We start from the raw sequence: 26283 nt of genomic DNA, 5'->3' as shown, positions 1-26283 counted from the left end.
GGTTTGCTGGCGCCTGAGTACGCATGTGCCGCCCTCAACCAGCGACTGACGACTCCCCATATTCGGGAAGGGCCCCCAGGGGGCTCACGCGGGCATTGTGCGCTTCGGGCTGTCAACCTCCGACTACCGTGAGGGACGCCCCATTTCCACCACGTGGTTTCGACCACCGCACAGCCGTGCGACATGAGGTGCGGCGGGCGGCGAACCCCCGCGGATCCGTGCGGCCACGGACCGGAACGCACGACCCCCGGCCCCTCGCCCCGCCGTGCGCGGAGAGCCACGGCACGCCGCCCGCGAACCCCGTGAAAGCGCCCACCAACCCCGTGAACGGAAGAACCCGGACCGCGCCGCCCGTGGCCGCCCCGGCGCCTCACCCGTAGGTGTCGCCCGGCCCCCTGCTCCCCGGCGCCCGCAACGGGCCGTACCGGTGCTGCGGACCGCCCGGCCCCAGCACCTTGATCATCCGGACGGTGCCATGCCCCAGGTCCGCGTTGAGCCGGGCCACCAGCTGGGGCGCCAGCAGCCGCAGCTGCGTCGCCCACACCGTCGAGTCGCACCGCACGGTCAGCACCCGCTCGTCCGGCTCCTCGTCGTACCTCAGCGGCACGCAGTGCTTGGCCAGGTCCTCGCCCACGATCTGCGGCCAGCGGCCCATCACCCCGCCCACCGCGGCGGGCGTCTCCCAGCCCCGCTCGGTGATCAGACGGTTGATCGCGGCGCCCAGCGGCAACGGATCACGTCCATCGGCCCGCGCCCCGGAACGCAGACCTCCGCCCCGCCGGGCCTGCTTCCGCTGCTGCACCGCGGCGCCGCGCGCCCGCGCCTGCTCCTTCGCCGCGCGCAGCGCCACCCGGGCCAGATCGACACCCGACGGCTCCGGCAGCCCCGCCCCCGCCGGACGCGCCCCCTCCGCGGCAGCCCCGGAGACCCCGGAGACCTCTGCGGCCCTGGAAACCTCGCCCCGACCCGTCACAGCCGCTCCACCTCGCCCGCGGCCACCGCGTACCGCGCACCCGCCAGCACCCCGGGGACGTCATCGTCCACCGCGGCCGTCACCAGCACCTGCTCGCCCGGAGCGACCAGCTCCGCCAGCCGCTCGCGCCGACTGGCGTCCAACTCGGCGAAGACGTCGTCCAGCACCAGGACCGGCTCGTTCCCCTCGCCGCGCAGCAGCTCGTACGAGGCCAGCCGCAGCGCCAGTGCGTACGACCAGGACTCGCCGTGGCTCGCGTACCCCTTGGCCGGCATCCCGCGCAGCCCCAGCAGCAGATCGTCGCGGTGCGGACCGACCAGCGTCACTCCCCGCTCGATCTCCTGCTTGCGGACCTCGGCCAGGGCCGCGATCATCCGCTCGTACAGTTCCTCGCGCGTCCCCGCCGACCCCGCGTCCGCACCGACCGAGCTCCGGTACTCCAGCGTCACGGGTCCGCCGCCCGGCGCCACGTCCCCGTACGCCTTGTCGGCCAGCGGCCCCAGGGCAGCGATCAGATCGAGCCGCCGCGCCAGCAGCTCCGCGCCCGCCCGGCCCAGGTGCTGGTCCCACACGTCGAGGGTGGACAGGTCCATCGACCGGCCGCCGTGCCGACGCGCCATCGCCGCCGACTTCAGCAGGGTGTTGCGCTGCTTGAGCACCCGTTCGTAGTCGGCGCGCACCCCCGCCATCCTCGGCGAACGCGCCGTGATCAGCTCGTCGAGGAAACGCCGGCGCTCACCCGGGTCTCCCTTGACCAGTGCCAGGTCCTCCGGGGCGAACAGCACCGTACGCACGATCCCCAGCACGTCCCTGGGTCTGACCTGCGAGGATCTATTGATCCTGGCCCGGTTGGCCTTGCCCGGATTGAGTTCCAGCTCGATCAGCTGCGAACGCTCGCCCTGGGTGACGGCGGCCCGTATCACCGCCCGCTCCGCGCCCATCCGCACCAGCGGCGCGTCGGAGGAGACCCGGTGACTGCCGAGCGTCGCCAGATAGCCGACGGCCTCCACGAGGTTCGTCTTGCCCTGGCCGTTGGGCCCCACGAAGGCGGTGACGCCCGGATCGAGGGGAACCTCGACCCGGGCGTACGAGCGGAAGTCGGCCAGCGAGAGATGCGTGACATGCATGGGTGCGCCGACCTTCCCGCCTTGCTGTTCCGTACTGCGTGCTCCGGGGTACGGGCCGGGACGGCCCCCGTTCCTTGCCCCGTCGCCGTTACTTCTTGGTCTCGACCGCGTGGCCGCCGAACTGGTTGCGCAGCGCGGCGATCATCTTCATCTGCGGGGAGTCCTCCTGCCGCGAGGCGAACCGCGCGAAGAGCGACGCCGTGATCGCGGGCAGCGGGACCGCGTTGTCGATCGCGGCCTCCACCGTCCAGCGGCCCTCGCCGGAGTCGGCGGCGTACCCGCGGAGCTTGTCGAGGTGCTCGTCCTCGTTCAGCGCGTTGACCGCCAGGTCCAGCAGCCAGGAACGGATGACCGTGCCCTCCTGCCAGGAACGGAAGACCTCGCGCACATCGGTGACGGAATCGACCTTCTCCAGCAGTTCCCAGCCCTCGGCGTAGGCCTGCATCATGGCGTACTCGATGCCGTTGTGGACCATCTTCGCGAAGTGGCCGGCGCCGACCTTGCCCGCGTGCACGGAACCGAAGTCCCCGGCGGGCTTCAACGCGTCGAAGATCGGCTGGACCTTCGCCACGTTCTCGGCGTCGCCGCCGTACATCAGCGCGTAGCCGTTCTCCAGGCCCCAGACGCCGCCGGAGACGCCGCAGTCCACGAAGCCGATGCCCTTGATGCCCAGCTCGACCGCGTGCCTCTCGTCGTCCGTCCAGCGGGAGTTCCCGCCGTCCACGACGACGTCACCGGGGGACAGGAGCCCGGCCAGCTCGTCGACGGTGGCCTGGGTCGGGGCACCGGCCGGCACCATCACCCAGACGACGCGCGGGCCCTTCAGCTTGCCCACGAGTTCTTCCAGGCCGGCGACATCCGAGAGGTCCGGATTGCGGTCGTAGCCGATGACGGTGTGGCCTGCGCGGCGGATGCGCTCGCGCATGTTGCCGCCCATCTTGCCGAGGCCGACGAGACCGAGCTCCATCAGAGATTCCTTAAGCGTTGTGCCGATTCGTACCCGGGACCGAGCCTACGCCCGGAAGGGGCCGGACCGGTGGGCGTGCCCGCCGCAGAGCGCGCCCGCCGTGGTCGTCGAAACGGCCGTACCGGCCCCGGCGAAAACGCGTCGGGGACCGGTGGCCGAAAGCCCGGTCAGCCGGAGAGGCGCACCGGCATGATCAGGTACTTGTACGCCTCGTCGGCCTCGGCATCGACCGCCGGACGGCCGCTCAGCAGCGCGGGCTTGGTCGACGTCGTGAAGGACAACTGGGCGACCGGGGAGTCGATCGCGCTCAGGCCGTCCAGCAGGAAGGTCGGGTTGAAGGCGATCGAGATGTCGTCGCCCTCCAGCACCGCGTCGACCCTCTCCACAGCCTGTGCGTCGTCGCTCGAACCGGCTTCCAGGATCAGTACGCCCTGCTCGAAGCTGAGCCGCACCGGGGTGTTCCGCTCGGCGACGAGGGCCACACGCTTGACGGCCTCGACGAACGGGGCGGTCTCGATGACCGCGACCGAGTTGAACTCGGTGGGGAACAGCGTGCGGTACTTCGGCAGATCGCCTTCGAGAAGCCGCGTGGTGGTGCGTCGGCCCGCGCCCTCGAAACCGATCAGGCCCTCTCCGGCACCCGAACCCGACAGCGCCAGCGTCACCGAGTCGCCGCTGGTCAGGGCCTTGGCGGTGTCCAGCAGCGTCTTGGCGGGCACCAGCGCGACGGCCGAGGCGTCCGGGTTCTCCGGCTTCCACAGGAACTCGCGGACCGCGAAGCGGTACCGGTCGGTGGAGGCCAGGGTGACCGTCTCGCCCTCGATCTCGATGCGTACACCGGTCAGCACCGGCAGCGTGTCGTCACGGCCCGCGGCGATGGCCACCTGCGCGACGGCGGAGGAGAAGACCTCACCCGGAACCGTCCCCGTCGCGGTGGGCATCTCCGGGAGCGCCGGGTACTCCTCCACAGGAAGGGTGTGGAGTGTGAACCGAGAGGAGCCGCAGACCACGGTCGCCCGTACACCGTCGGTGGAGATCTCCACCGGCCGGTTGGGCAGGGCGCGGCAGATGTCGGCGAGCAGCCGGCCGGAGACCAGGACCGTGCCGTCCTCCTCGACCTCGGCATCCACCGAGACCCGGGCCGATACCTCGTAGTCGAAGCTGGAGAAGCTGAGCGCGCCGTCCTCCGCCTTCAGCAGCAGGCCCGCGAGGACGGGCGCCGGCGGACGGGCCGGAAGGCTGCGGGCCACCCAGGCCACCGCCTCCGCGAGTACATCGCGCTCCACCCGGATCTTCACCGGAACCGCCTCCTGCTTTTGCTCGCTCGCCCTGCCGGCCTTCGACATCTGATCGGGCCCCCCGTCCATGGCGGCGGGAGGACGCCGGGGACCAGTCTGGCCTACTGCACCGACACTCGGTGCCCGCTCGCGGTCAAGTCGCGGCAAGGCGTCCGGCGAGCGTCGACCCCGAGTTGTGCACAGCCCCTGCTTCCAAACGGATTCCGAGCTAACTCTAGGTGGGAGTAGTAGTAGGGCTTGTGGAAACCGTGGATAACGCTGTTTTCGCAGGTCAAGGCAGATTTTTTGTCCACTGCCCCTGTGGGCGCCGCGGTGGAGAACTCGGCACTTCTGTGGACACACGGAAGTTCTGCACAACCGATACACAGGGCAGGGGGGTTTCTCCCCAGAGCCGTCCCCAGCTTTACCCGCGTTCCCCACAGCCCAACCGCCCCTCTTGGTGTGACGCCTTTCACTCGGCGCGGTGAGAAGCGGTGTCGTGTTGCCGAACAGTGGACAGGGGTGTGGAGAAGCACGCATTGGCTGGGGACAACGCGCTCGTGGCTGTGGGCTCTCAGTGGACAACAGCAGCAAGGCCCTGTGGGCGAAGATTTTTTCCACAGGCTGTGGATCACTGTTTGCCACAAATCCCCAGGCGCCTGACCTGGGCTGATGAACTGCCACCCAACACTGCTGTGGAAGCAGTATGGACAACCTCCGGATCCCCAGGCTGTGGAGGGGAAAATCTCCCCAGATCTGTGGAGAACAGGCCGCGGGCGACAGGTATTCGAACACCGCCATCGCTCCGGAGCCACGGCGGAGGCGCTGCAAGGGGTTCGGTCCGGCTGTGGAGCGGCCCACGGCCGGGCCGCGAACGCCCCGTGGAGACACGCTGGGACGGGCTTCGCGTCGTCCTCGCCGGGCTCGGGAAGGCAACGGGAGGCTTCGGGGCGGACGCGGGGGCGAGCCGCCCAGCCGTCGGCGGGACGGGAGCGCGGGGAGCCCGGAGAAAGGCCGGGAAGTCCGGGGGAGCGGACGGAGAGAACGGGGGAGCGGATGGGAAAGCGGACGAGGGGCCCGGTGCACTCAGGGGGCCGGGGTACGGACGGCAGTTCTTCGCCCGGTCGGCGAGGGCCGCGCGCCGACCGGTTCCGCCCACGTGCGCCTCGTGGCCGGCACGGGTGAGGTTCCAGGGGCGGCCCTCGTGGCGCGTACGGCGCGGTCCAGGCGGTCCAGGCGGTCCAGGCGGTCCGGTCACAGCCGGGACCGCCTGGACGGTCAGCCGTTCTTGATGCGGTTCGTGAGCTCGGTGACCTGGTTGTAGATGGACCGCCGCTCCGCCATCAGCGCACGGATCTTCCGGTCCGCGTGCATCACCGTCGTGTGGTCGCGCCCGCCGAACTGCGCTCCGATCTTCGGCAACGAGAGATCGGTCAACTCACGGCAGAGGTACATGGCGATCTGGCGGGCCGTCACCAGCACACGGCTGCGCGAGGTTCCGCAGAGATCGTCCACCGTCAGGCCGAAGTAGTCCGCGGTCGAGGCCATGATGGCCGTCGCCGTGATCTCCGGTGACGTGTCCTCGCCGCCCGGGATCAGGTCCTTCAGCACGTGCTCGGTCAGCCCCAGGTCCACCGGCTGGCGGTTGAGGCTGGCGAACGCCGTGACCCGGATCAACGCGCCCTCCAGCTCCCGGATGTTCCGGGAGATGCGGGAGGCGATGAACTCCAGGACCTCCGGCGGGGCGTTGAGCTGTTCCTGTACCGCCTTCTTACGGAGGATCGCGATCCGCGTCTCCAGCTCCGGCGGCTGCACATCGGTGGTCAGCCCCCACTCGAAGCGGTTGCGCAGCCGGTCCTCCAGGGTCACCAGCTGCTTGGGCGGCCGGTCCGAGGACAGCACGATCTGCTTGTTGGCGTTGTGGAGCGTGTTGAAGGTGTGGAAGAACTCCTCCTGCGTCGACTCCTTGCTCGCCAGGAACTGGATGTCGTCGACCAGCAGGATGTCCACATCGCGGTACCGCTTGCGGAAGGTGTCGCCCTTGCCGTCGCGGATCGAGTTGATGAACTCGTTGGTGAACTCCTCGGAGCTCACGTACCGCACCCGGGTACCCGGGTAGAGGCTGCGGGCGTAGTGCCCGATGGCGTGCAGCAGGTGCGTCTTCCCGAGCCCGGACTCCCCGTAGATGAAGAGCGGGTTGTACGCCTTGGCGGGGGCCTCGGCGACCGCGACCGCCGCGGCGTGCGCGAACCGGTTGGACGCACCGATCACGAAGGTGTCGAAGAGGTACTTCGGGTTCAGCCGCGCCGCCGGTTCGCCGGGGCCGGGCAGGGCCGAGGACTGCGTGCCCATCGGCCCGGGAGCGCCGCCGGGCCTTCCGGTGCCGGGGACGGCGGGCCGGTGCGGCGCCTGGGGGTCCGGCAGCTCCGGGCGTTCGGGACGCGGCTGCTCGTAGCCCGGGTGCTCGGACGGCTGGGGCCGATAGTCGTGCGGGGTGTGGCTGCCGGGGTACGGCTCGCGCCACTGGTCCGCGCCGGTGTCCCGGTCCTGGAACCCACCGAGCCGGGGCTGCTGCCAGGAGAGGTCCTCCTGGGTGCGGGGCCACGCCCCGGGGTCGGGGCGCTGCTGCTGGTAGCCGGGATAGGCGGGCCGGGCGGTCGGCATGCCGTCGTCCGAGGGCCGGTGCCCGTAACCGTCGTACACGTCGGCGCGCTGACGCTCGTCGTGCTGGGGCCCCGGGTAGCGCGGCGGCTGGTGCATCGGGGGCGCGGGCGGGCTCACGGGCTCGCCCGCGGAGTCGTCGACGGTGATCGCGATGCGGATCGGGCGGCCGCACTCGCGGCTCAGCGTCTCGCTGATGAGCGGCGCCAGCCGGCCTTCGAGCACGCGCTTGCCCCACTCGTTGGGGACGGCGAGCAGTGCCGTGTCGGCGACCAGCGCGAGCGGCTGGCAGCGCTCGACCCACTGCTTGTCCTTCGGCTCGATGCCCTGCTGGCCCTCCCCGAGGAGCTGTTCCAGCACGCGTGGCCACACTGCGGCAAGATCGGCAGGTACGTCAGCCACAAAGCACGCTCTCTCGCTGGTCCCACGAATGTGTGGTTCTCGGGACGGGGTGGGTCGGTATAGGTGAGGACCGGCAGGCAGGAAGAAAAAGAACCGGGGTTCGGCCACGGTAGTCAGGGCGACCCGCGTCGTTCAAGTTGTTGTCCACAGCCTGTGCACAGTGGGGGGTGTCGCAGAGCTGGTTTGACCGGATGGCTTAGCCGCGCGTACCGTGACGAGGTCGAGTTGTCGATGGCTGCTGCTGCCTGCCTCCGATAGGCAAAGGTCACGATCTGTGATCGCGAAGCGGTGCGCTTGAGCGTTTACGCGAGTCTCTCGTGGGCGCACGGTGACAGCCAGACGACGTCCCGCCAAAACCCGAGTCATTTCTGGAGCCCCCGAGTGAGCAAGCGCACCTTCCAGCCGAACAACCGTCGTCGCGCGAAGACCCACGGCTTCCGGCTGCGGATGCGCACCCGTGCCGGCCGCGCGATTCTCGCGTCCCGCCGTGCCAAGGGTCGCGCCAACCTGTCCGCCTGATCGCTTACAGGTCATGACGTGCTGCCTACCGAGAATCGGCTGAGGCGGCGCGAGGACTTCGCGACCGCGGTACGCCGAGGACGCCGGGCCGGCCGTCCGCTCCTCGTCGTTCATCTACGCAGCGGTGCCACGGACCCGCACGTGACAGGGGAGGGAGCTCCCCCGCCACGTGCGGGTTTCGTTGTCAGCAAAGCCGTGGGTGGCGCGGTGGTGCGCACGGCGGTGAAGCGCAGGCTTCGCCATCTGGTCCGCGACCGGCTGGCCCTGCTGCCCCCCGGTAGCCTGGTTGTCGTACGGGCGCTGCCCGGAGCGGGCGACGCCGCTTACGAAGCACTGGCCCGAGACCTGGACGCTGCACTCCAGCGGCTGCTGGGAGGGGGCGCGCGATGAAGTACCCGCTGCTGGCTCTCATCAAGCTCTATCAGTGGACGATCAGCCCGCTTCTCGGGCCTGTCTGCCGTTACTACCCGTCGTGTTCCCACTATGGATATACGGCGATCGACCGGCACGGAGCGATCAAAGGAACCGCGCTGACGGCTTGGCGCATCCTGCGATGCAATCCGTGGTCGCCCGGTGGCGTGGACCATGTTCCACCACGCAAACGTCCGCGCTGGCACGAACTGCTGCGTAACGCCATGCGCGGTGGCAAGGGCGGAGACTCCGCCGCTGATGTGCCTCCCGGAGGGACGGTTCCCGAACCTCCGAGCCCGGCCGCAGAGACTTCGCCCAATGCTCAAGGAGCCTGATTAGTGGACACGATTGCCAGTCTGTTCAGCTTTATCACCTGGCCCGTCTCATGGGTCATCGTCCAGTTCCACAAGTTGTACGGTGCGCTCTTCGGCGACAACACCGGCTGGGCCTGGGGCCTGTCCATCGTGTCCTTGGTGGTGCTGATCCGGGTCTGCCTGATCCCGCTCTTCGTGAAGCAGATCAAGTCGACCCGCAACATGCAGGTGCTCCAGCCGAAGATGAAGGCGATCCAGGAGCGCTACAAGAACGACAAGCAGCGTCAGTCCGAAGAGATGATGAAGCTGTACAAGGAGACGGGCACCAACCCGCTCTCCTCGTGCCTTCCCATCCTGGCGCAGTCGCCGTTCTTCTTCGCCCTGTACCACGTGCTCTCGTCCATCGCCTCGGGCAAGACGATCGGCGTCATCGACCAGCCGCTGCTCGACAGCGCCCGTCAGGCGCACATCTTCGGCGCCCCGCTCGCGGTCAAGTTCATGGACACCGAGGCGAAGGCCCAGGCCCTCGGAGCCTCGCTGACCGATGTCCGGGTCGTCACCGCGATCATGATCGTGCTGATGTCGGCGTCCCAGTTCTTCACCCAGCGCCAGCTGATGACGAAGAACGTCGACCTGACGGTCAAGACGCCGTTCATGCAGCAGCAGAAGATGCTGATGTACATCTTCCCGCTGATCTTCGCCGTCATGGGCGTCAACTTCCCCGTCGGTGTCCTCGTCTACTGGCTGACCACCAACCTCTGGACCATGGGCCAGCAGATGTACGTGATCAACCAGAACCCGACCCCGGGCAGCAAGGCCCAGGACCAGTACCTGCAACGGCTGCTGAAGAACGTCGGCACTCATGGCCAGGTGCGCGGCAGGACCAGGCGGAGCATGGTCAAGCGCATCGTGTCCAAGGGGCCGGACCGCAATGACATCGAGCGGAAGTTCATCACGGGCCTGGCCAAGCAGGGCTTCGCCGCCCAGGAGGACGGCACGGTGATCAAGAGCGACACGGCTCTTGCCGAGGCCGAGGGGGCCGCGCAGCGGCGCCAGCAGCCCAAGCGCCAGACCAAGGCCCAGCGCCAGAGCGGTGCCGGCACGGCCCAGCAGACGGGCGCCAAGGAAGCCGGCGCCACACCCGCGCGGTCCAGGGCTTCCCAGCCGAAGTCGGACGACACGTCGAAGCCGGCGGGCAAGGCCGCGTCCGGCTCCTCACGCCAAGCCAAGTCCGGACAGGGCAAGGGCCCGCAGCGGCCCAAGCACCCGTCCAAGAAGTAAGAAGGAGTCCATCCGTGACGGAAGGCACCACCTCCACGGCCGCTGAGGGCAGCGACACCCTGACCCGCCTTGAGCAGGAGGGCGAGATTGCCGCGGACTACCTCGAGGGCCTGCTCGACATCGCCGACCTCGACGGCGACATCGATATGGACGTCGAGGCGGACCGGGCCGCGGTCTCGATCATCAGCGACTCGACTCGTGATCTGCAGAAGCTCGTGGGCCGCGACGGTGAGGTGCTGGAGGCGCTCCAGGAGCTGACGCGGCTCGCCGTGCACCGGGAAACCGGTGATCGCAGCCGCCTGATGCTGGACATCGCCGGCTTTCGGGCCAAGAAGCGGGCCCAGCTCGCCGAACTGGGCGCCAAGGCCGCGGACGAGGTCAAGAGCACCGGTCAGCCGGTGAAGCTGGACCCGATGACGCCGTTCGAGCGCAAGGTCGTGCACGATGCGGTGGCGGCCGCCGGTCTGCACAGCGAGTCCGAGGGCGAGGAGCCGCAGCGCTTCGTCATCGTTCTCCCGGCCTGACCGGACCCTTGTTCTGTCGGCCCCGTCTGTTCACAGGCGGGGCCGATCTTTGTCAGCCTGGTAGTCGGCCGGCCACGGTGCGGTCGAGCGGTATGGAAGGACGGTTCCGGTGACGGCGGAAGTAGAGCTTCCCCCAGCGCCTGAAAGTGCGCGGACGGTATTCGATGACTTCTTCCCAGAAGCTGTCCGGTACGCGGAACTGCTGGCGGATATCGGGGTGACGCGGGGACTGATCGGTCCGCGCGAGGTGCCACGGCTGTGGGAGCGGCATCTGCTGAACTGCGCGGTGCTCTCCGAGGTCGTACCGGAAGGTGTCACGGTCTGCGATGTGGGCTCCGGAGCGGGCCTTCCCGGGATCCCGTTGGCGCTGGTGCGTCCCGACCTGAAGATCACCCTGCTGGAGCCCTTGCTGCGGCGCACCAACTTCCTCCAGGAAGTCGTCGAGCTGCTGGGGCTGGAGCATGTGACGGTGGTCCGCGGCCGGGCCGAGGAGGTTCTGGGAAAGGTTCAGCCGGTCCATGTGGTGACGGCTCGCGCCGTGGCGCCGCTTGATCGGCTGGCCGGCTGGGGCGTTCCGCTCTTGCGCCCGTACGGGGAGATGCTTGCCCTCAAGGGCGATACCGCCGAGGAGGAGCTCAACGGCGCGCGCGCCGCGCTGAGCAAGCTCGGCGTGGTGGAGACCGAGGTGCTGCACGTCGGTGAGGGCATCGTCGACCCCATGTCCACGGTCGTCCGTGTCGTGGTCGGGGAGAGCCCGGGTGGCGTCAGGTTCGCTGCGAAGAGGGCCAAGGCCGCGAGGACGAGTCGAACGAGACGTCGGCGCTGACACGCATGGACGTGCCGCTGAGGTACCGGCTGCTCAGGTTCTGGGTAGCCGGTGGTGATGGTCTCGGCACGTCACCCTGTGTGCGAGATGCGGAGTGTCGTGCCCCTGCAGCCAAGCTGCGGGGGCATCGTGTTTCACGTGAAACGTCGCTCTTTGCTGCATGGGATCATCGACCGCGGTCGTGCTGCTGCCGCACCGCGGCATCGCAGGCCCGTTAGGGCTACGGAGTTGTCCACAGAAGTGGATTCGTCCACAGAAGAGCGGGCCTCGCTGGTTCACGACCCCGGAAGCATGGCAGGCTCTGTTCATTGCGAGCCTGAAGTCGAGGAGAGTGAATCCTTGCGGTCCGACGCCAACATCGCGGGGCCGATGACCGACCCGGTCCCCGGTCCCCGAACCGAATCGGCGGGGGAGGGTGTTTCACGTGAAACACCGCCGCCGATGGATGACACACCCATCGGTCGTGCGGCACAGCTGGCGGTGCAGGCCATCGGCCGCGCTGGTGAGGGCCTGCCCCGCCCCGACCGGACACGCATCATGGTGGTGGCCAATCAGAAGGGCGGTGTGGGCAAGACGACCACGACGGTCAACCTTGCTGCTTCGCTCGCGCTTCACGGTGCACGCGTTCTGGTGATCGACCTGGACCCGCAGGGGAACGCCTCTACAGCGCTGGGGATCGATCACCATGCCGAAGTCCCCTCTATCTACGACGTTTTGGTGGACAGCAGGCCGCTCTCTGAAGTGGTTCAGCCCGTTCGGGACGTCGAGGGCCTTTTCTGTGCTCCCGCCACCATCGATCTCGCCGGTGCGGAGATCGAACTGGTGTCGCTGGTGGCGAGGGAGAGCCGGCTCCAGCGGGCGATCCAAGCGTATGAGCAGCCGCTGGACTACATCATGATTGACTGCCCGCCGTCGCTCGGTCTGCTGACGGTCAACGCCCTGGTCGCCGGCGCCGAGGTACTGATCCCCATCCAGTGCGAGTACTACGCGCTGGAAGGGCTCGGGCAGTTGCTGCGCAACGTGGAGCTGGTGCGAGGACACCTCAACCCCGAACTTCATGTGTCGACGATCTTGCTCACCATGTACGACGGCAGGACCAGGCTCGCCTCACAGGTCGCGGAGGAGGTGCGGAGCCACTTCGGCAAGGAGGTGCTGCGCACCAACATTCCCCGGTCGGTGCGCATCTCGGAGGCACCGAGTTACGGGCAGACCGTGCTGACCTATGACCCGGGTTCGAGCGGGGCGTTGTCTTACCTCGAAGCGGCGCGTGAGATCGCCCTGCGAGGTGTTGGGGTGCAGTACGAGGCCCGGCATGCCCACACGGGCAGCGGGAACAGTCAGCAGAGCAATTCGGAGGGGATTCAGTGAGTGAGCGTCGTAGAGGGTTGGGGCGTGGGCTGGGTGCCCTGATCCCCGCCGCTCCGCAGGAGAAGCAGGTGCCGGGCGCGGCCTCTGCCGGTGCGGGCCCCATCATGGCGTCGGAGCGCGGGGTGGCTGCCGCGAAGGTGGCCTCTCTGGCGTCCGCCCCTGCCGTGCCGGAGCCCAGTGCGCCGGTCTCGGAGCCTGCGGCGGCGGGAACGGTGGGTGTCGCGGGGGCGTACTTCGCCGAGGTTTCACTCGATGCGATCACACCCAATCCGCGTCAGCCCCGCGAGGTGTTCGACGAGGACGCGCTCGCCGAGTTGGTGACGTCCATCAAGGAAGTCGGCCTTCTCCAGCCCATCGTTGTCCGGAAGGTGGGACCGGACCGCTATGAGCTCATCATGGGGGAGCGGCGCTGGAGGGCGTGCCGCGAGGCGGGGCTGGAGCGGATCCCCGCCATCGTCCGGGCCACGGAGGACGAGAAGCTTCTTCTGGACGCCCTCCTGGAGAACCTTCACCGGGCTCAGCTGAATCCCCTGGAGGAAGCGGCCGCTTACGACCAGCTGCTCAAGGACTTCAAGTGCACCCATGACCAGCTGGCCGATCGGATCGGGCGCTCCCGCCCGCAGGTCTCCAATACATTGCGACTGCTGAGGCTGTCGCCGCAGGTGCAGCGCAGAGTCGCGGCCGGGGTGCTGTCGGCCGGGCACGCGCGGGCGCTGCTCTCTGTGGAGGACTCGGAGGAGCAGGACAAGCTGGCGCATCGGATCGTGGCCGAGGGGCTTTCGGTGCGGGCGGTCGAGGAGATCGTGACGCTGCTGGGCTCCGAGTCCAAGGGCTCTGCCAAGGCCAAGGGGCCGAGGGCCGGTGGCCGGGTGTCGCCGGCGTTGTCCGAGCTCGCTTCCCGTCTGTCTGATCGCTTCGAGACGAGGGTGAAGGTCGATCTCGGGCAGAAGAAGGGGAAGATCGTTGTCGAGTTCGCGTCGATAGAGGATCTCGATCGCATTCTCGGCAGCCTGGCACCGGGTGAGGGTCGGGTGCTGGACCAGAGCCAGGCCGAGAAGAGTGACAAGGGCGACGAGGGCGACGAGGGCTGAACCAGAGGGACCAAAGGGCTGGGTGTGTTCCGGCAGACGCCGGAACACACCCAGCCCTTTGCTTTCTCGCAGTGTCGGCCTGATGTACGGGTGGATACGATGCGTTCTGGTACGGCCCTCCGGCTTGAGCCACCTCGGCGGAGCGAGAGCTGCTTCTCCCGCCCACGAGCGGGGCGCGCTGACGGTCGTACGCGATGCGGCAGACGAAGGAAGCGAGGAACAGCCTTCATGGGGCGTCGGCTCGTACCGCTCACACTGGACAACCTCTCCGATCTTCCCAAGCGCTGCCGCTCGTGCATCTTCTGGGAGCTTGATCCGGTCAGTGGGGATGCCGCGGTGAAGGCGGGGACGCCCGAGAGGGAGAAGGAAGCGTGGATCTCGGCCGTCCTGCTGGAGTGGGGGTCGTGCGGCCGTGTGGTCTATGTCGACGAGGTGCCCGTGGGCTTCGTTCTCTATGCGCCGCCGGCCTATGTCCCGCGCTCGATGGCGTTCCCTACGAGTCCCGTCTCTCCCGATGCCGTGCAGTTGATGACCGCGCGGATCACGCCCGGATACCAGGGACAGGGGCTGGGCCGGGTGATGGTGCAGACCGTCGCCAAGGATCTCCTGCGTCGGGGGTTCAAGGCGGTCGAGGCTTTCGGGGACGCCCGTTGGAAGGAGCCGGCCTGCGTCCTTCCCGCGGATCATCTCCTCGCGGTCGGCTTCAAGACCGTGCGGCCCCATCCCATGCATCCGCGGCTGCGACTGGAACTCCGGGCGACACTCTCGTGGAAGGAGGACGTCGAGCAGGCGTTGGATCGGTTGCTGGGAGCCGTCCAGAAAGAGCCGGCTCTTCGGCCGTTGTGATCCAGTTGCTGTGATCCGGAATTCTGGAGCAAAGCGAAACGGTCCACCCCAGGGGTGGACCGTTTCACGTGAAACAGCGAACGGCTGTCCTACTCGCCGATGAAGCCTTCGAGGTCGCGGAGGATCGCGGCCTTCGGCTTGGCGCCGACGATGGTCTTGGCGACCTCGCCGCCCTGGTAGACGTTCAGGGTCGGGATGGACATGACGCCGTACTTGGCGGCCGTGGCGGGGTTCTCGTCGATGTTGAGCTTGACGATCTCGATCTGGTCGCCGTGTTCGGCGGCGATGGCCTCCAGGGACGGCGCGATCTGGCGGCACGGACCGCACCAGGCGGCCCAGAAGTCCACCAGCACGGGCTTGTCGCTCTTCAGGACGACCTCGTCGAAGGTGTCGTCAGTCACGTTCTTCAGGGCGCCGGCCACGGCGGCCTCCTTCTGCTCGGGGTGTGGGGTGTGGGGATGTGGATCAGACGGTCGCCGTCGCGGCCTTCTCCTCGTCGGCGAGTGTGGCGAGGAAGCGCTCGGCGTCGAGAGCGGCCGAGCAACCCGTGCCGGCGGCGGTGATCGCCTGCCGGTAGGTGTGGTCGACGACGTCACCGGCGCCGAAGACGCCGGTCAGGTTGGTGCGGGTCGAGGGAGCGTCGACCTTGAGGTAGCCCTCGTCATCGAGGTCGAGCTGCCCCTTGAAGAGCTCGGTGCGCGGGTCGTGGCCCACCGCGATGAACAGGCCGGTCACCGCGATCTGCGACGTCTCACCGGTCTTGGTGTTGCGGAGGGTGAGGCCGGAGAGCTTCTGGTCGCCGTGGATCTCTGCGACTTCGCTGTCCCAGGCGAACTTGATCTTCGGGTCGGCGAAGGCACGCTCCTGCATGGTCTTGGAGGCACGCAGCGCGTCACGGCGGTGGACGATGGTGACCGACTTGGCGAAGCGCGAGAGGAAGGTCGCCTCCTCCATCGCGGTGTCGCCACCGCCGACCACGGCGATGTCCTGGTCCTTGAAGAAGAAGCCGTCGCAGGTGGCGCACCAGGAGACGCCGCGTCCCGAGAGGACGTCCTCGTTGGGGAGGCCCAGCTTGCGGTGCTGGGACCCGGTCGCCACGATGACGGCCTTGGCCTGGTGGACCGTGCCCGCCGTGTCGGTGACCGTCTTGATGTCGCCGGAGAGGTCCACGGAGATGATGTCGTCGGGGATGAGCTCGGCGCCGAAGCGCTCGGCCTGGGCGCGCATGTTGTCCATGAGCTCGGGGCCCATGATCCCGTCCTGGAAGCCCGGGAAGTTCTCGACGTCGGTGGTGTTCATCAGCGCGCCACCTGCGGTGACGGCGCCCTCGAAGACCAGCGGCTTCAGCGAGGCACGTGCGGTGTAAAGGGCGGCCGTGTACCCCGCGGGGCCGGAGCCGATGATGATCACGTTACGGACGTCGCTCACGGGTTTCTTCCTCGTCTCTGCAGACTGCCTACGGTCCACGCCTACTGGGGTCGGTTCAACGACTCTCACCCCACCCAACGGATCCTACGGGGGATGCATTCCCATCGTGTGAGGGTCGCCCCAGCGCCCTTTCAGGGCCGGGCGTAGGCGTGGGTGAGCAGTAGCTTCCCCATGGCGGTGTCCTTGTCGCGGGTACAGGCGGCGTCGACTATGTACGCCTGGACGCGGGCGGAGTCGGAGGGGTGGGGGAGGACGACGAGGAAGGCACTCGTCCCCTCAAAGGTTCCCGCTTCCGCGGCAAGGGCCGGGGTGTCGCGGCCGATTCCCTGCTGGACGCAGTTCGGGACGGATGCGGCGGGCGTGCGCAGAGGCGTTTGGGGCGCCTCGGACACGGAAGAGGTGTTTCCGGGCGTCGACTGGGACCGGACGGAGGGCGGTTTCCTTTCCGCGCCGCCGTTGTCCGGAACCGTCGGTTTCCTGTCGGCACGCCGTAGCAGCGTGCGCACGTCGCTTTCGAGGGTGGATTCCGAGAAGGTCGATGTCCCGCTCGCTGTGGAGTCGGCCTCGCGGTTCGCTGTATCGAGGGCTGTGGCCTCCTGGGCCGTCCGGTCGTTCGGCCACAAGAGGAAGCCCAGGCCGATGACGGCCGCGCTGAGAGCGGCACCGAGTACAGCCACTCGACGGCGGCGCCGGGTGCGACGACGGCCGGGGCCGGTAGCGGCCCCGGGGTGACCTGCCGGGCGGTCGGTGGTGGGCAGGCTCATATCAGGTCGGGTCACCGTGGCCGGTGGTGTTTCACGTGAAACATGGATCGCAGCGTGATCCGTGGTGGTGGCGTCGAGTGCCGCGGCGGCGAGTGCGGCGTCGATCCGGTCCGCGACGTCATCGGGCATGCGCTGTGGTGCGGGCACAGCGCCGAGAAGCTCACGGATCTCGATGAGCGAGGCATGGACGTCGCCGCAGAGTTCGCACCCTTCGACGTGGTCACTCACCTCGACCGCGTGCGCCGACGAGAGAAGTCCCTCCATGAGATCGGAGATCTCCGAAACATCCGGATGCCTGCTCGTGTCGGTCGATGTCATGCGTGTCCACCTCCGCCCTTCACCACGGCAGGACCGTCTGTGCCCGCGTCTCCTGGTCCCGTCGGGGGTGGGACGGTTGCGCGCGGCGTCCGGTTCCTTTCCACAGCAGGGGCGTCCTCGCTCTCGACTCCACTGCGTAGATGCGTGAGCAGGGGGGCGAGCCGGGCCCGGCCCCGCGCACAGCGGCTCTTCACCGTGCCGACGGGTGTGTCGAGGATGCGGGCGGCCTCGGCCACCGGGTAGCCCTGCATGTCCACGAGAACGAGCGCCGCGCGCTGCTCGGCGGGCAGAGTGGCGAGTGCCGCCAGGAGCTCGCGGTGCAGGTCCCGGCGTTCCACCGGTGCCTCCGCGGACTCGTGCGGTTCGAGAAGCTGCTCGAACCGCTCAGTGTCGTCGAGCGGCGAGGTCTTACGGGTGGCCGCTTTGCGCATCCGGTCGAGACAGGCATTGACGGTGATGCGATGGAGCCAGGTGGTGACGGCGGACTGGCCGCGGAACCCGTGCGCGGCACGGAAAGCGGAGACCAGGGCGTCCTGGACTGCGTCGGCTGCTTCCTCGCGGTCGCCGAGGGTGCGCAGCGCCACGGCCCACAACCGGTCCCGATGACGGCGTATCAGCTCACCGAAGGCGTCGGGGTCACCGGCCACATGGCGAGCGAGGAGGTCGGAGTCGCTTGTTGCGCGGGGATCGCTCTCCGCAGAACTCACGGTTCTCCTCCTCGGCCGGTGTCATCCGTGCATTGAAACCGATCCATGCCGAAATGTAAATGTTGGAGAACAATCGAAAGAATAATCGGCTGCCCAATGTCGATGGGAAAGTTCCTCTTTTGTGTTGGGTGTCCCTTTCTTCCGTGGTGGCGGCGATTCATCGCGGGAGAATGGGTTCGAGCCACGCTGAAAGCAGATTGGGAAACCCGTAGCCGTGCGAATCTCCTCACATGGGAAAGCAGGGTCTCGTCAGAGTTTTTCCTCTGACGAGACCCTGCTTTCCCATGCCGCGGTCACTCCGCAGCGGAGAAACTGACATCCGTGATGGCCTGCTTGTAGCCGGAACCGGTATAGGCGTCTCCCGGTGCCTTCGGTGCCGCCGTGAGCCAGACCAGCACGTAACGCGTCTTCACCGGCGTCTCGGCTTCCAGACGGGCCGATACACCACTCGTCTTCCGGGTCGCGAACGGCTTCAGCGAATCGACGGGTGTGCCCGGTGACATGCTGTCCTCCGCATACAGCGAGACCGCCGTGTAATCGCCGCCGTAGAGCAGTTTTATGGAGGCGCTGGAGACGCTCTTCACCGAGCCGAGGTCATAGACGATGCCGAAGCCCTTTTTGTAAGGGGCGAGCACCGGGCCGTCCACAAAGGTCTTGGACCGCCAGAATGTGGAGTCCTTGCCGTCGTAGGTCTTGTCCACGTCGCCGGGAGCCTGCAGAAAACCGTCCGGAGCGTATTCCTGCGCACTCTGGATCTTGATCGGAACGAGCGCCTTCGACTTGTCGTCGTCGGTGCTGTTCTGCGTCGTCCGCTGTTCGTCGGAGCCCTTGTCGCGGTGCAGCACCGTGTCCGCCAGCTGCCAGCTGCCCAGTCCCAGTGCGGCGATGAGCAGCGCGGAGACGGCCCACTTCAGGGCCTTGCCGGCGCGGCTCTGCAGCGGGGCCGGCGGCACGGGGATGGGCGCGGTGGCGGGAATGGGGCCCGCGGGCGGCCGTCGGTAGGTCCCCTGCTGGTAGGTGGTGCGCTGGTACTCCGGGGGCGCCGTGAAGGCGGGCTCCGGGGGCCTGATACGGGGCATCGCGGATACGGCCTTGGCCAGCTCGTCCGGTGTGGTGCACGGCTGTTCCTGACGGGAGGCTGTGGCCCCGTCGTTGGCCAGGGCGCGCATGGCGAGCTCGGAGAGACCCCGGTGCACACCGGCCCGCACCTGGTCGGGGGCGATCAGCCCCATGCCCTTGGGGAGTCCGGACAGCCCGTAGGCGTCCGTCTCGTACGGCCAGCGCTGGGTCAGCGCGGCATAGAGCAGGGCTCCGATCGCCTCCGTGTCCGCCCGCTGCGGTCCGTCGGAGGTGATGCCCCGCAGGGCCGCGTTCACCGCGAGGCCGCGGATCCGGTACTGGCCGGTCGAGCTTCGCAGCACAGCTCCCGGCGTCAGCCTGAGATGGGCCAGGCCCTCCCGGTGCGCCGCCGCCATGGCCTGGGAGACCTGGCTGACGAGCTGGTAAGCGTCGTGCGCCTCCATCGGTCCGGACGCCAGCAGGGAGGTCAGCTCGGTGGCGTCGGGGAGCCATTCGTGGACGACATAGACGAGGTCGTTCTCCTCCACCGCGTCGAGCACCTGCACGAAACGGGGGTCGCCGAGCAGCGCGGCGGACCGGGCGGCCGCCAGCACGGAACGCGCACGGGGGTGGTCGGCGGGGAGCACATGGACCCCGACCGCGCGGCGCAGCTTCTCGTCGACGGCGCGCCAGCTGCTGAATCCGTCCAGACGGGTGACGCACTCCTCAAGCCGGTACCGTCTGGCGAGTTTGTGCCCGCTGTGCAGATCCGGGGCCGGTAGGGAGGCCTCGGAACGGCGTGGTCCACCGTTCGTGTCCTGCGGCTTGGTGCCCGCCGAGTCCTGCGCTTCTGCCGTCCCGTCGGCCGTGGCCCCGTCCGCCTTGGCGGCCAGCGGTTCCTTGCCGCTGTTGTCGGCCACGTCGACGGCAGCCGTGCTACGTTCCGCCACCGTCGTTCCTGCCTCCCCATCCGTTGCGCGTTGCCAGCCGGCTCTGCACAGTCACGCCAATTGTGCCCACACTCCGACGCTATGCACGACACGCCAGGAGTGGTGATGGTTGTGCGCCGGGATCCTCAGCGCCCGAGCCGGCCGCGAACCATGCCGACCAGGCCGTTGATCTCCTCGATCCGCATTCGCTTGCCCGCGGCGACGAAGACGGCCAGCAGAACGGCCCCGCCGCAGACCAGTGCGACGAGCGACCCGACGGCACCCTCACCGAGGCCCATGAGCACGGCGAAGCCGACTCCGCCACCGAGCACCGCCGCCGGGACGGCGGCCAGGCACAGGCGGGCGTAGGTGCGTACGACATGCGCACCGTCCAGATCGCCGCCCAGCCGGTTGCGCAGCCGACGCCAGGCGACGCCCACACCGACGGCGTAGGCGAGTCCGTACGAGGCGGCCATGCCGACCACGGCCCACTGGGCGGGCAGGACGACGTAGCAGAGGGCCGAGGCCGCGGCGTTGACCGCGGCGACGATGACCGTGTTGTAGAAGGGTGTGCGGGTGTCCTCGTAGGCGTAGAAGCCACGCAGCACCACGTACTGCACGGAGTACGGGATCAGGCCGAGACTGAACGCCATGAGGATGAAGCCCATGGAGCGGGCGGCCTCGGTGCCGGCCGAGGAGTACAGCAGGGTGCACATCGGCAGGCCGAGCGCGAGGAACAGGAACGCGACCGGCACGATGGCGACCGCCGAGTTCCGCAGACCGTGGGAGATGTCGTCACGGACGGCGCCCGGGTCGTTGTCATGGGCGGCGCGGGAGATACGGGGCAGCAGAGCGGCCATGACCGACACGGTGATGATCGCCTGCGGCATGCCCCAGATCAGCTGGGCGTTGGAGTAGGCGAGGAACCCGGTGCCGTCCTTGCCGGACAGCTTGCCCGCCGAGGTCGCGAGCTGGGTGACGACGATCACGCCCGCCTGGTTGGCCAGGACGAACAGTACGGTCCACTTGGCCAGCTTGATCGTTTTGCCGAGGCCGTGCCCCCGCCAGTCGAAGCGCGGACGGAACCGGAAGCCCGCCTCACGCAGATAGGGGAGCATGGCCAGCGCCTGGATGATCAGACCGAGCAGCGTGCCGATGCCCAGCAGCCGGACGCCCTCCGGCGGGATCGTCTGGACCCCCATCTGGGACTCGGCGGAGGTGCCGTACACCCAGATGAACATGCCGAACGTGAAGATCATGACGATGTTGTTGAGGACCGGGGTCCACATCATCGCGCCGAACCTGCCGCGGGAATTGAGGATCTGGCCCATCACGACATGGATGCCCATGAAGAAGATGGTGGGCAGGCAGTACCGGGCGAACGTCACCGAGACACGGTTGGCGGCCGGGTCCCCGGCGATCGTCGGCGACATCATGTGGATCAGCCACGGAGCGGCCAGGACCACCACCGCCACGATCAACCCGAGCGCGACCATCACCAGGGTCAGCAGCCGGTTGGCATACGCCTCTCCGCCGTCCTCGTCGTCCTTCATGGAACGGACGAGCTGGGGGACGAAGACCGAGTTCAGACCGCCGCCCACGGTGAGGATGTAGATCATCGTCGGCAGGGTGTAGGCGACGGTGAAGCTGTCGCCGAGCAGGGCCGCGCCGAGCGCGGCGGTCATCACGAGCGTGCGGACGAAGCCGGTGAGACGGGACACCAGCGTGCCGGCCGCCATCAGGGCGCTGGACTTCAGCAGCCCGGACGCCCGGCCCCCGGACTTGCGAGGCGCGGGCGCCGGGGCCGGGACCGGCTCGGGCTCGGCCGCGACGGAGGAAGCCCTCGCGCCCTCCTGGTCGCGGAGCAGATGCGCGAAGGCGTCCGGCTGCCCCCGGTCCCGGGACGCCTGGCTGACGAGATCGTCCACCCCGACGAACTGGGTCGCCGCCGAGGCGTCGCCGTACGGCAGATGGCGCGACGGACCGTCGGGCTCGGGCGGCGGCGTCTGCGCCCAGACGCGCGGATCGGGCGCGTACGGCGCCGGGGGCGGCTGCTGGTACAGCGGCTGGGGCTGCTGGTGGGCGCCATGGGGCGGCGGGGGGTGCGCGGCGCGGTCGTACAACGCTTCGTCCACCGGGTCCTGGGCCGACAGATCCTGGGCCCGGTAGGGATCGTGGTCGTACGCGGCCTGCAGGTACGGATCGGGCACCGGCGGGACCCCGTCCGGCCCCGGGGGGCCGCCGGAGGGCCCAGCTCCGCCCGTACCCCGACCGCGGTCACCGTCGTACGGCGCGTTCATCGAAACCCCACCTCATCGTCCCCGGCCGACCGGCCACGACAGACATCGCTCAACGTTCCACTTTCTCACCCGAGTCCGATGCCCCACGGCTGTCCGGACCGGTGTCCGGCGCAGGGTCACCCGGGTGCTCCGGTTCACCGCCGTCGTTCCCGTCCGCGTCGGCGGCGTTGGCCCGCTTGCGCTGGGTGTACATCCGGATGCCGGCGAGGACCAGCAGCAGCAGCCCGCCGGCGATCACGAGGAGCACGGTCGGGGTGAGCTCCGAGACCTTCACGGTGAAGGTCATCTCCTCGCCGTACGGTGTGCCGTCCTCGGTGTAGAGCTGGGCGGTCATCTGTACCTGACCGTTGACGTTGGCCGCGGCGTCGAACTTCACGGACTGGCTGTGGCCGCCGGAGATCCGGATCGGCTGCTCCGCCACGGCCCCGCCGTTGTTCAGCCTGAGCCGGGTCGCGTTGTCCGACTTCAGGCGGAGCACCAGGTGGTCCACGCCCTGCAGCAGCCGGTTCTGCACGGTCACGGGGATCGTGGCGCTGCGACCGGACAGGGTGACGTCCGACTTCGAGATGAGCTGAACCTCGCCGATGAGGCCCTGGAGATAGCTGCGGACGGAGTCCCGGTACTGCTGGGCCTCCAGGGGCTTGCCTCGCCACGACGTCGACATGGACCGGTTCACCGCGTTGCCGAAGGGCGTGACCACCCGCTCGGGGTGGGTGAGGATCACCTGGAACTTGTTGAGCGAGACCTGCGTGGACTTGATGTCCTGGAACGCCTGGGTGGGCAGCTCCTGGTTGCGGAGCTTTTTCGGGTAGCGGGAGGAGCCCGGGACACTGGTCGTCGCGTCCGCGTCGGGCTTCGCCTCGGCCGCGTCCACGAGCCCGAGGGGCCGGGTCCAGCGGTCGTCGTCGAGGGCCTGCAGGGCGCGGGCCATCGACTGCGCCTGGGCGACCGTCGGCATCCGCTGCGGCGCCACGACGATGCTGCGTTCCTCGTTCGTGCCCTGATCGGTCAGGGCGAGGGTCTGGGCGAGGAACTGCTGCACGGCGAGGGTGGAGCCGTCGGCCCTCGACATGTCGCCCTCGAAAGCGGTGGAGAGCCGGGCGTCGGCGACCACCGCGGTCGTGCCGCCGCCGATCGGACGCGCCGCGGACGGGGTGTACGGCAGCCCGCCGACCTCCTGGAGGCTGTCGCTGCGGGCGATCACCTTGTGGGCGCCGGCGGAGGTGGCGACATCGACGATCGCCGGGTCGATCGCTCCGTTCACCGGCCACGCGAAGTCCGTCGACGGTTTCACGTGAAGGACGGTCTGCACGGTCGCCCCGGCCACCTCCGTGGCGGTCTGCAGATGGCTGAGGGTGCCCGACACGTTCTTGCCGCGGTGGGCGATGGCCGCCAGATCGGGATCGGCGAAGGGCAGCGCGACGACCTCGCCGTCGGACACCGCGGCCTCCAGAGCGGCGAGCCATTGCTTGGCGAGGGCCTGGTTCTTCCCGGCGACGGTGGTGTCACCGGACTTGACCCGGTAGCCACGCGCCATCGCGTCGACACTGGCCAGCAGGTCCGGGTCGATGACCCAGGTCACCGGCAGTCGGCTGCCCAGCGAGACCATTTGCTCAAGGCGTCCGCCCGGAGCGAGCTCGTCGGCCAGCTCGTCGTCGGCGAACACCGGGGTCTGTTCGTCATCGGAGCCGGTCTCGGCGGTGACATGCGGCGGCGCGATGAGTGGCCAGAGGTAGGTGATCTCCGTCCGGGAGTCGCGTTCCTCCTCCTGCCAGGGCAGGAAGGTGCGCTGGATCCCCAGCACCTGCTCATACTGGGCACTGGAGGTCTGCCCCGACAGTGAGACACCGATCGGGTACACACCGTCGTCGCCGAGACCCAGTTTGCCGACCGGTACGGACAGCGTGAAGTCCTGGCTGATCCCGGAGCGGAGCCTGGGGAGCTTCACGCTGTACTTGTCGTCGAGCGGGGCGGGATCGCCGCCCGGGATGTACCCGGAGCGTTTGGCGGCGGCGTCGATGGACGTCCGGCCGACCAGCCTCGAACCCACCCGCAGATCGACCTTCGCGTCGGTGATCGTGGCCTTGCCCCGGTTCATCACCGTGCCGGCGATCGTCAGGGTGTCCCCCTTCACCGGGGCACTGGGAGCCACGGTGTTCAAGGACACCCGCACGGTCTCGGACCCGGAAGGAGCCTTGGCCGGCGCGTCGGCGTGCACGGGCGGTGCGGCCAGCAGAGCGGCGACGAGCGGGGCCCCGGTGATCAGGGCGGCTGTGCGCCGCAGCCACCGGCGGGCAGGAGAGGGACCGATCCCCTGATTGTCTGCCGCCTCGGCCACGCGCCTGCCCGTCCCTCGTCGTAGTCAGATGGTGTCGATGGTTCTCGGTGCTGCGTCCACGCATGGTAACGAGGTGCGCGGGTGCCGAGTGCTGCGGAGTGCACTACAAGATCGCAAGAGTCTCGCAGGGTGGGACGGAATCCGGACGACTGGGCCGGTCCGGGCACGTACCCTTTTCTGTTGTGTCGAACGCCAACGAAGACAGCTCCATCGCCCTGACCCGGGTACAGCAGCGCGCAGTCAGCGAACTGCTGCGGGTGTCACCGGTCGCCGACGACCTCGCCCGCCGCTTCCAGGATGCCGGATTCGGTCTTGCTCTGGTCGGTGGTTCGGTGCGGGACGCCCTTCTCGGCAGGCTCGGGAACGACCTCGACTTCACCACCGACGCCCGACCCGAGGCCGTACTGAAGATCGTGCGGCCCTGGGCGGACGCGGTGTGGGAGGTCGGGATCGCTTTCGGCACGGTCGGTGCCCAGAAGGACGGCTACCAGATCGAGATCACCACCTACCGGTCGGAGGCCTACGACAGGACCTCGCGCAAGCCCGAGGTGTCCTACGGCGACTCCATCGAGGACGACCTCGTCCGCCGCGACTTCACCGTCAACGCGATGGCCGTCGCGCTTCCACAGAAGGACTTCGTCGACCCCCACGGTGGACTGGAGGACCTGGCCCAGCAGGTCCTGCGCACCCCCGGTACGGCCGAGGAGTCCTTCTCGGACGATCCGCTGCGCATGCTGCGTGCCGCCCGTTTCTCCGCGCAGCTGGATTTCGACGTGGCGCCCGACGTGATTACGGCGATGACGGACATGGCCGGACGTATCGAGATCGTCTCCGCCGAACGCGTCAGGGAAGAGCTCAACAAGCTGCTGCTCTCCGCCAACCCTCGCAAGGGCCTGGCGCTCCTCGTCGACACGGGCCTGGCACAACGCGTCCTCCCGGAACTGCCCGCCCTGCGGCTGGAAAGTGATGAGCATCACCGTCACAAGGATGTCTACGAGCATTCGCTGACGGTCCTGGAGCAGGCGATCGAGCTGGAACAGGACGGCCCTGACCTGGTCCTGCGGCTCGCCGCACTCCTGCATGACATCGGCAAGCCGAGGACGCGGCGCTTCGAGAAGGACGGCCGTGTCTCCTTCCACCACCACGAGGTGGTGGGCGCCAAGATGGCCCGTAAGCGGATGACCGCGCTCAAGTACTCCAACGAGATGGTCAAGGACGTCTCGAAGCTCATCGAGCTCCACCTGCGCTTCCATGGATACGGCGACGGCGAGTGGACGGACTCCGCGGTGCGCCGGTACGTGCGTGACGCGGGACCGCTGCTGGAACGGCTGCACAAGCTGACCCGCTCGGACTGCACCACGCGCAACAAGCGCAAGGCGGCCGCCCTCTCCCGGACCTATGACGGCCTTGAGGAGCGCATCGCAGAGTTGCAGCAGCAGGAGGAGCTCGACGCCATCCGGCCCGACCTGGACGGCAACGAGATCATGGCGACCCTGGGCATCGGCCCCGGGCCGGTGATCGGCAAGGCCTACGCCTTCTTGCTGGAGCTGCGGCTGGAGCATGGCCCGCTGGGGCACGATGCGGCGATCGGCAAGCTCAAGGAGTGGTGGGCCGCCCAGAGCTGAGCGGTCGAAGCTCGGACTGGCCGGAGCGTTCTGGCCGGTAGGCCCGTAAGGGTGGGGGTCGGCTGTCGTCGTGTTTCACGTGAAACACGACGACAGCCGGTAGGGGTGGGGGGGGGGGGGTGGGGGGGCAACCCCCCCCCCCCCCCCCCCCCCCCCGGGCGCGGGGGGGGGGCCGGGGGCCCCCCCCCGCCCCCCCCCCCCCCCCCGCCCGGGCCCAACGGAACCCCC

At 68.7% G+C, this 26283-nt stretch carries 22 protein-coding genes; 10 read left to right on the top strand and 12 right to left on the bottom strand.

Annotated features, from left to right (window positions below; translation table 11 throughout):
- Positions 1 to 370: 370 nt before the first annotated feature.
- From ACIHCL_RS14355 to dnaA, 5 genes are all read right to left on the bottom strand, one after another.
- Entirely contained in the window at positions 371 to 883 is a 513-nt protein-coding gene (locus ACIHCL_RS14355) for a DUF721 domain-containing protein (protein WP_399861852.1), read from the bottom strand.
- A gap of 86 nt (positions 884 to 969) precedes the next feature.
- Complete coding sequence (recF, locus tag ACIHCL_RS14350) at positions 970 to 2100, bottom strand: DNA replication/repair protein RecF (RefSeq protein WP_399861319.1); 1131 nt, start codon at positions 2098 to 2100, stop codon at positions 970 to 972.
- Positions 2101 to 2188: 88 nt separating this feature from the next.
- Positions 2189 to 3067 carry a phosphogluconate dehydrogenase (NAD(+)-dependent, decarboxylating) gene (gene gnd / locus ACIHCL_RS14345; protein ID WP_399861316.1) on the bottom strand — a complete coding sequence of 293 codons (879 nt, stop codon included), beginning with the start codon at positions 3065 to 3067 and terminating at the stop codon, positions 2189 to 2191.
- Between the two features lie 167 nt (positions 3068 to 3234).
- On the bottom strand, positions 3235 to 4365 hold the full coding sequence (dnaN, locus tag ACIHCL_RS14340; RefSeq protein ID WP_399861313.1) for a DNA polymerase III subunit beta: 1131 nt from the start codon (positions 4363 to 4365) through the stop codon (positions 3235 to 3237).
- 1257 nt (positions 4366 to 5622) lie between these two features.
- Positions 5623 to 7407 (bottom strand): chromosomal replication initiator protein DnaA, encoded by a 1785-nt coding sequence (gene dnaA / locus ACIHCL_RS14335; protein WP_399861310.1) that lies wholly within the window; start codon positions 7405 to 7407, stop codon positions 5623 to 5625.
- A gap of 381 nt (positions 7408 to 7788) precedes the next feature.
- On the opposite strand from dnaA, the gene rpmH reads away from it, so the two are divergent.
- From rpmH to ACIHCL_RS14290, 9 genes are all read left to right on the top strand, one after another.
- Positions 7789 to 7926, top strand: coding sequence for a 50S ribosomal protein L34 (gene rpmH, locus ACIHCL_RS14330; RefSeq protein ID WP_073790753.1), 138 nt, complete (start codon positions 7789 to 7791; stop codon positions 7924 to 7926).
- Between the two features lie 18 nt (positions 7927 to 7944).
- Positions 7945 to 8316, top strand: coding sequence for a ribonuclease P protein component (rnpA, locus tag ACIHCL_RS14325; protein WP_399861306.1), 372 nt, complete (start codon positions 7945 to 7947; stop codon positions 8314 to 8316).
- Entirely contained in the window at positions 8313 to 8672 is a 360-nt protein-coding gene (yidD, locus tag ACIHCL_RS14320) for a membrane protein insertion efficiency factor YidD (RefSeq protein WP_399861304.1), read from the top strand. Before rnpA ends, yidD begins: the two co-directional genes overlap by 4 nt.
- A 3-nt stretch (positions 8673 to 8675) precedes the next feature.
- Positions 8676 to 9932, top strand: a complete 1257-nt coding sequence (gene yidC / locus ACIHCL_RS14315; protein WP_399861301.1) for a membrane protein insertase YidC — start codon at positions 8676 to 8678, stop codon at positions 9930 to 9932.
- Between the two features lie 14 nt (positions 9933 to 9946).
- Positions 9947 to 10456, top strand: a complete 510-nt coding sequence (locus ACIHCL_RS14310; protein ID WP_399861298.1) for a protein jag — start codon at positions 9947 to 9949, stop codon at positions 10454 to 10456.
- A 109-nt stretch (positions 10457 to 10565) separates the two neighbouring features.
- On the top strand, positions 10566 to 11282 hold the full coding sequence (gene rsmG / locus ACIHCL_RS14305; RefSeq protein WP_399861295.1) for a 16S rRNA (guanine(527)-N(7))-methyltransferase RsmG: 717 nt from the start codon (positions 10566 to 10568) through the stop codon (positions 11280 to 11282).
- Positions 11283 to 11573: 291 nt separating this feature from the next.
- A complete protein-coding gene (locus tag ACIHCL_RS14300) occupies positions 11574 to 12650 on the top strand; it encodes a ParA family protein (protein ID WP_399861292.1) in 1077 nt (358 codons plus the stop codon).
- Complete coding sequence (locus ACIHCL_RS14295; RefSeq protein ID WP_399861289.1) at positions 12647 to 13741, top strand: ParB/RepB/Spo0J family partition protein; 1095 nt, start codon at positions 12647 to 12649, stop codon at positions 13739 to 13741. The genes ACIHCL_RS14300 and ACIHCL_RS14295 overlap by 4 nt, the downstream gene beginning before the upstream one ends.
- A gap of 228 nt (positions 13742 to 13969) precedes the next feature.
- A complete protein-coding gene (locus tag ACIHCL_RS14290) occupies positions 13970 to 14587 on the top strand; it encodes a GNAT family N-acetyltransferase (protein WP_399861286.1) in 618 nt (205 codons plus the stop codon).
- Between the two features lie 89 nt (positions 14588 to 14676).
- Here ACIHCL_RS14290 and trxA read toward each other — a convergent pair whose 3' ends face one another.
- From trxA to ACIHCL_RS14255, 7 genes are all read right to left on the bottom strand, one after another.
- Positions 14677 to 15009: a thioredoxin gene (gene trxA / locus ACIHCL_RS14285; protein ID WP_399861284.1), complete on the bottom strand. Its 333-nt coding sequence runs from the start codon at positions 15007 to 15009 to the stop codon at positions 14677 to 14679.
- Positions 15010 to 15052: 43 nt separating this feature from the next.
- Positions 15053 to 16015, bottom strand: a complete 963-nt coding sequence (gene trxB, locus ACIHCL_RS14280; protein WP_399861281.1) for a thioredoxin-disulfide reductase — start codon at positions 16013 to 16015, stop codon at positions 15053 to 15055.
- Between the two features lie 131 nt (positions 16016 to 16146).
- Entirely contained in the window at positions 16147 to 17097 is a 951-nt protein-coding gene (locus tag ACIHCL_RS14275; RefSeq protein WP_399861278.1) for a hypothetical protein, read from the bottom strand.
- Positions 17094 to 17804: an RNA polymerase sigma factor SigM gene (sigM, locus tag ACIHCL_RS14270; RefSeq protein WP_399861275.1), complete on the bottom strand. Its 711-nt coding sequence runs from the start codon at positions 17802 to 17804 to the stop codon at positions 17094 to 17096. Before sigM ends, ACIHCL_RS14275 begins: the two co-directional genes overlap by 4 nt.
- 293 nt (positions 17805 to 18097) lie before the next feature.
- Positions 18098 to 19813, bottom strand: a complete 1716-nt coding sequence (locus ACIHCL_RS14265; RefSeq protein ID WP_399861272.1) for a serine/threonine protein kinase — start codon at positions 19811 to 19813, stop codon at positions 18098 to 18100.
- A 125-nt stretch (positions 19814 to 19938) separates the two neighbouring features.
- A complete protein-coding gene (gene murJ, locus ACIHCL_RS14260) occupies positions 19939 to 22092 on the bottom strand; it encodes a murein biosynthesis integral membrane protein MurJ (RefSeq protein ID WP_399861269.1) in 2154 nt (717 codons plus the stop codon).
- Positions 22093 to 22141: 49 nt separating this feature from the next.
- Positions 22142 to 24430 (bottom strand): DUF6049 family protein, encoded by a 2289-nt coding sequence (locus ACIHCL_RS14255; RefSeq protein WP_399861267.1) that lies wholly within the window; start codon positions 24428 to 24430, stop codon positions 22142 to 22144.
- Between the two features lie 182 nt (positions 24431 to 24612).
- Between ACIHCL_RS14255 and ACIHCL_RS14250 the strand changes: the two genes are divergently transcribed.
- Positions 24613 to 26055, top strand: a complete 1443-nt coding sequence (locus tag ACIHCL_RS14250) for a CCA tRNA nucleotidyltransferase (RefSeq protein WP_399861264.1) — start codon at positions 24613 to 24615, stop codon at positions 26053 to 26055.
- Positions 26056 to 26283: the final 228 nt, after the last annotated feature.

The organism is Streptomyces sp. NPDC052042 (assembly GCF_044548345.1).
Classification (GTDB): domain Bacteria; phylum Actinomycetota; class Actinomycetes; order Streptomycetales; family Streptomycetaceae; genus Streptomyces.
Note: the sequence above shows the minus strand (reverse complement) of the source record. Positions and strands in the feature narration are given on the sequence as shown.

Bases quoted from the DNA above. Each gene is read 5' to 3' on its own strand.
- yidD (WP_399861304.1), top strand. From the start codon at position 8,313: ATGAAGTACCCGCTGCTGGCTCTCATCAAGCTCTATCAGTGGACGATC.
- murJ (WP_399861269.1), bottom strand. From the start codon at position 22,092: ATGAACGCGCCGTACGACGGTGACCGCGGTCGGGGTACGGGCGGAGCT.
- ACIHCL_RS14275 (WP_399861278.1), bottom strand. From the start codon at position 17,097: ATGACATCGACCGACACGAGCAGGCATCCGGATGTTTCGGAGATCTCC.
- ACIHCL_RS14290 (WP_399861286.1), top strand. From the start codon at position 13,970: ATGGGGCGTCGGCTCGTACCGCTCACACTGGACAACCTCTCCGATCTT.
- recF (WP_399861319.1), bottom strand. From the start codon at position 2,100: ATGCATGTCACGCATCTCTCGCTGGCCGACTTCCGCTCGTACGCCCGG.
- ACIHCL_RS14300 (WP_399861292.1), top strand. From the start codon at position 11,574: ATGGCAGGCTCTGTTCATTGCGAGCCTGAAGTCGAGGAGAGTGAATCC.
- gnd (WP_399861316.1), bottom strand. From the start codon at position 3,067: ATGGAGCTCGGTCTCGTCGGCCTCGGCAAGATGGGCGGCAACATGCGC.